This is a genomic window from Microbacterium sp., from assembly GCF_049661145.1.
In the GTDB taxonomy this organism is placed as follows: Bacteria; Actinomycetota; Actinomycetes; order Actinomycetales; family Microbacteriaceae; genus Microbacterium.
Genome location: NZ_JBASZT010000056.1, coordinates 1 through 5,068, shown reverse-complemented (window position 1 = coordinate 5,068; position 5,068 = coordinate 1). Strand labels below are relative to the sequence as shown.

Sequence of the window (5,068 nt, the reverse complement as noted above, 5' to 3'; positions counted from 1 at the left end):
CAGCGCCGGTGCTGACCGGCGCTGCGGCCGTCGTCCGCTCCCTCGAGCTGCTGGGGGTGACCGACGTGTTCGGCCTTCCCGGCGGCGCGATCCTGCCCGTCTACGATCCGCTGATGGACTCGACGGCCCTCCGACACATCCTGGTGCGCCACGAGCAGGGCGCCGGCCACGCCGCCGAGGGCTACGCTTCGGCATCCGGCAAGGTCGGAGTTGCGATCGCGACGAGCGGCCCCGGCGCCACGAACCTCGTCACCGCCATCGCGGATGCGTACATGGACTCCGTTCCGATGGTCGCGATCACCGGACAGGTGTTCTCGAATCTCATGGGCACGGATGCCTTCCAGGAGGCCGACATCGTCGGCATCACGATGCCGATCACGAAGCACTCGTTCCTCGTGAAGGATGCCGCAGACATCCCCGCTGCGATCGCCGCAGCATATGAGATCGCCTCGACCGGACGCCCCGGCCCCGTGCTCGTGGACATCACGAAGGACGCGCAGCAGGCCGAGGTGCCCTTCGTATGGCCGCCGAAGATCGACCTGCCCGGGTATCGCCCGGTCACCAAGGCCCATGGCAAGCAGATCCAGGCGGCAGCCCACCTGCTCGTGGAGGCGCGCAAGCCGGTGCTGTATGTCGGCGGTGGCATCATCCGAGCGCGGGCCGCGGCCGAGCTCCGGACCCTCGCAGAGACCACCGGGGCGCCCGTCGTGACGACGCTCATGGCGCGAGGCGCCTTCCCGGACTCGCACCCGCAGCACCTCGGCATGCCCGGTATGCACGGCACCGTCCCCGCCGTCCTCGCGCTGCAGGAGGCCGACCTGATCGTCGCCCTCGGCGCACGGTTCGACGACCGCGTGACCGGCAAGGCGTCGCTGTTCGCGCCCGAGGCGCAGGTCGTGCACGTCGACATCGACCCGGCCGAAATCTCCAAGATCCGCACGGCGGACGTGCCGATCGTCGGCGACCTGCGTGACGTGCTCGTCGACCTCGATGGCGCCTTCCGTGCCGCCGCGGACGGGAACCGGCCCGACATCGCGGAGTGGTGGACCTACCTCGACGGCCTTCGCGACGAGTTCCCGCTGGGATATTCGCAGCCCAGCGACGGCCTGATGTCGCCGCAGTACGTCATCTCGCGCATCGGCGCGCTGACCGGGCCCGAGGGCGTCTACGCCGCCGGCGTGGGGCAGCACCAGATGTGGGCCGCGCAGTTCATCCGCTACGAGCGCCCCAACGCGTGGCTGAACTCCGGCGGTGCGGGCACGATGGGCTACGCCGTCCCCGCCGCGATGGGCGCCAAGGTCGCCGAGCCCCACCGCGACGTCTGGGCGATCGACGGCGACGGCTGCTTCCAGATGACCAATCAGGAACTCGCCACGTGCGCGATCAACGACATCCCGATCAAGGTCGCGATCATCAACAACTCCTCGCTCGGGATGGTCCGCCAGTGGCAGACCCTGTTCTACGACGGCCGCTACTCGCACACGAGCCTCAACACCGGCGCCGGCACCGTCCGCATCCCCGACTTCGTGAAGCTCGCCGAGGCGTATGGCTGCCTCGCGATCCGCGTCGAGAAAGAGGAAGACGTGGATGCCGCCATTCAGACCGCTCTGGCGACGAACGACCGTCCCGTGGTCATCGACTTCGTCGTGTCGGCGGATGCGATGGTGTGGCCGATGGTGCCGCAGGGCGTGAGCAACAGCTACATCCAGTACGCGCGTGACCACGCGCCGAGCTTCGACGAGGAGGACTGAGATGCCGACACACGTGCTGAGCCTCCTCGTCGAGGACAAGCCGGGACTTCTCACCCGCGTCGCGGGCCTGTTCGCCCGTCGCGGCTTCAACATCAACTCGCTCGCGGTGGGCGTCACCGAGGTGCCGGGACTGTCGCGCATCACGGTCGTGGTCGATGTTGAGGCGCTACCGCTGGAGCAGGTGACCAAGCAGCTCAACAAGCTCGTGAACGTCATCAAGATCGTCGAGCTGGAACAGTCGGCATCCGTACAACGAGAGCACATGCTCATCAAGGTGCGCGCCGACAATCAGACCCGCTCGAACGTGGTCGAGGTCGTGAACCTCTTCCGCGCATCGGTCGTCGACTACGCGACCGACGCGCTGGTGGTCGAGGTCACCGGCGACCGCGGCAAGGTCGATGCGCTGCTGCGTGCGCTCGAGCCCTTCGGCATCAAGGAACTCGCGCAGTCCGGCATGGTCGCCATCGGCCGCGGCGGCAAGTCCATCACCGAACGCGTCCTGCGCGCTGACCGGTGACGACCATACAGAACCCCCGGTCGTTGAGCGAGCGGCGCAGCCGCGAGTCGAAACGCCCGCACTATCAAGGAGAAACACAACATGGCTGAGATCTTCTACGACTCCGACGCCGACCTGTCCGTCATCCAGGGCAAGAAGGTCGCGATCGTCGGCTATGGCTCGCAGGGTCACGCGCACGCGCAGAACCTTCGCGACTCCGGCGTCGAAGTCGTCATCGCTCTCAAGGACGGCTCGCGCTCGATCCCCAAGGCTCAGGAGGACGGCTTCGAGGTGAAGTCGGTCGCCGACGCCACCGCGTGGGCCGATCTCATCATGATCCTCGCGCCGGATCAGCACCAGCGCAGCATCTACCACGACAGCATCGAGCCGAACCTGGCGCCCGGCAAGACGCTCGCCTTCGCGCACGGCTTCAACATCCGCTTCGGCTACATCGATGCGCCCGAGGGCGTCGATGTGATCCTCATCGCGCCGAAGGCGCCCGGCCACACGGTGCGTCGCGAGTTCGTCGCCGGCCGGGGCATTCCCGACGTCGTCGCGGTCGAGCGCGACGCGTCGGGTACCGCCTGGGCGACTGCGCTGTCGTACGCCAAGGCGATCGGCGGCACCCGCGCCGGCGTCATCAAGACGACCTTCACGGAGGAGACCGAGACCGACCTGTTCGGCGAGCAGTCCGTGCTCTGCGGTGGTGTGTCGCAACTGGTCCAGTACGGCTTCGAGACGCTGACCGAGGCGGGCTACCAGCCCCAGATCGCGTACTTCGAGGTGCTGCACGAGCTCAAGCTCATCGTCGACCTCATGAACGAGGGCGGCATCGCCAAGCAGCGCTGGAGCATTTCCGACACAGCCGAGTACGGCGATTACGTCTCGGGCCCGCGCGTCATCGACCCGCACGTCAAGGAGAACATGAAGGCGGTGCTCGGCGACATTCAGTCCGGCGCTTTCGCCGAGCGGTTCATCGCCGATCAGGATGCCGGGGCTCCCGAGTTCCTCGCGCTGCGCGAGAAGGCGGCTGGGCACCCGATCGAGTCCGTCGGCAAGGAGCTGCGCGCGCTGTTCGCGTGGAAGCAGCAGGATGCCGATTACGTCGAGGGATCGGCTGCGCGCTGACCCCTGAAACACTGACTCCACGACTTCCGGCCCACCGGCCGGAACTGGCTTTGCAATGAAGCCACACCGGGCCCGGTCCCTCACCAGGGGGCCGGGCTCTTGGCGTCAGCTTTCAGGTCAGCTTGTCAGGGGCGCTTTTCAGGTCAGCTTGTCAGGGGCGCTGCCGCGCCGTGGGGGTCGGGAGTCTCGTGCGTGGTCGCCTCTTGTCGGCTTGTGTTCACGGGGTGGATGCTGTGGTTGTCGGTCGCGGTGACGCCGGTCCGCCTATGGTGCCTGTGAGTCTGTGGGTTAGCGTGGCGCGGAAGGGCTCCCACGGGAACCGTGGATTGTTGCTTCGAGCACGAGTGTGAGATTCCTGAACTTCATCCCTGCCCTCCCTGCGGCCGGCTCCGAGTGGAGGGATTTGAGGATGGAGGTGGTGCACGAGCGCGCTGCGGGATCGATATCTCCAAGCGTGACGCGAAGGTCGCGGTGCGGGTGCCGGGCAAGCGCGCTGGCACGTTCACGACGACCGTCTCGACGTGGGGGGCGACGGTCGCGCAGATCTTGGATCTGATCGGGTTCCTTCATGCGCGGGGTGTGACGACGGTGGTGATGGAAGCTGTCGATTCTCACTCCAGTTGTCGGATTCTCACTCCAGTTGTCGGGAGAGCGGCGCGCCGCGTAGCGCTGCTCCGAGGCGGGAGTAGCTTGCGGTTCAAGCCGGGAGGTTCCACAGGAGCGCTCTGATCGGGTGCGGGATTCTCCGGAAGTGTGAGTTCTCCGTGACAGAGAGCGCCGCTCGTGGCATGCATAGACTCGTCCACCGAGCAAGAGACAACGACATCCGCCGACTCAAAGACCTCGGCTACGACGTCACGATCACACCAGTAGCCGCCTAACCTCACGCCCTACTCCCGTACTAGAACGGTGGTGGGTCGGTGTCGGTGTGGTGGCCGGTGGGTGTGGTCCAGGTCAGGTCGCCGGTGTCGGGGTCGCGGTGTAGTCCCCATTGGGTTTCGTCTTTGACGGGATGATGTCGGGGGCAGGCGGGGGTGAGGTTGTCGGCGCTGGTGGTCCCACCGTCCGCCCACCGGATCCGGTGATCGATGTCACAGCTGTCGGAGGGGCGACCGCAGCCGGGGAACACGCAGGTGGGGTACCGGATCCGGATCAGCCGTTTCAGGTCGGCGGGGACCTTGTACGCGTGCCGGTCGACGTCGATCACGGTCCCGGTGACCGGGTGGGTCAGCACCCGCACCCACGCGGGGGCGCCCGCGGCGAGGTCTCTGGCGGTGTCGAGGTCGATGGGCCCGTACCCGTCCAAAGTGGCCGGTTCGTCGGAACGGCCCAGGAGGGTGAGGGCGGGGATCGTGACCCGTACCGTCGGCACCACCCCACGCAACGGCCCTTGCGGGTCGAGGCCCGCGGTGGCCGCGGCGTGGAGGTAATGCCCGGTGAACACGTCGGCGCGGAGCTGCGCCCGCGTCCGGGTCTCCCCGTCGACACCGGCGAGGTGGGTGGCGGCGGCATCCAGGTGCTGCTCGATGCCGTGCGCGGCGGTGGCGGGGAGGATCGCGGTCAGCTGCGGGGGGTGTCAGATGGTCTGTGTAAGGGGTGCTTATCACCTCGAAGGAGAACATCATGGAGACCATGGCAGTCAGTCCGGAGCGCGAGGAGCGTCGTCGGCGTCAGAAGGAGCTTGCTGACTCGT

The 5,068-nt window shown here is 67.3% G+C and carries 4 protein-coding genes; 3 read left to right on the top strand and 1 reads right to left on the bottom strand.

The features are described 5' to 3' along the window. Positions 1-8: 8 nt before the first annotated feature. The 3 genes from WBP48_RS02470 (at position 9) to ilvC (ending at position 3,375) form a co-directional block, all read left to right on the top strand. A complete protein-coding gene (locus WBP48_RS02470) occupies positions 9-1,751 on the top strand; it encodes an acetolactate synthase large subunit (protein WP_424435573.1) in 1,743 nt (580 codons plus the stop codon). A gap of 1 nt (position 1,752) precedes the next feature. Next, positions 1,753-2,268: an acetolactate synthase small subunit gene (gene ilvN, locus WBP48_RS02465; protein WP_424435567.1), complete on the top strand. Its 516-nt coding sequence runs from the start codon at positions 1,753-1,755 to the stop codon at positions 2,266-2,268. An 81-nt stretch (positions 2,269-2,349) separates the two neighbouring features. Beyond that, positions 2,350-3,375, top strand: coding sequence for a ketol-acid reductoisomerase (ilvC, locus tag WBP48_RS02460; RefSeq protein ID WP_424435564.1), 1,026 nt, complete (start codon positions 2,350-2,352; stop codon positions 3,373-3,375). A 901-nt stretch (positions 3,376-4,276) separates the two neighbouring features. Here the strand turns inward: ilvC and WBP48_RS02455 are convergent. Then, complete coding sequence (locus WBP48_RS02455; RefSeq protein WP_424435570.1) at positions 4,277-4,930, bottom strand: HNH endonuclease; 654 nt, start codon at positions 4,928-4,930, stop codon at positions 4,277-4,279. Between the last annotated feature and the right edge of the window lie 138 nt (positions 4,931-5,068).

Coding starts and splice junctions, on each gene's coding strand:
- ilvN (WP_424435567.1), top strand. CDS start 1,753: ATGCCGACACACGTGCTGAGCCTCCTCGTCGAGGACAAGCCGGGACTT.
- ilvC (WP_424435564.1), top strand. CDS start 2,350: ATGGCTGAGATCTTCTACGACTCCGACGCCGACCTGTCCGTCATCCAG.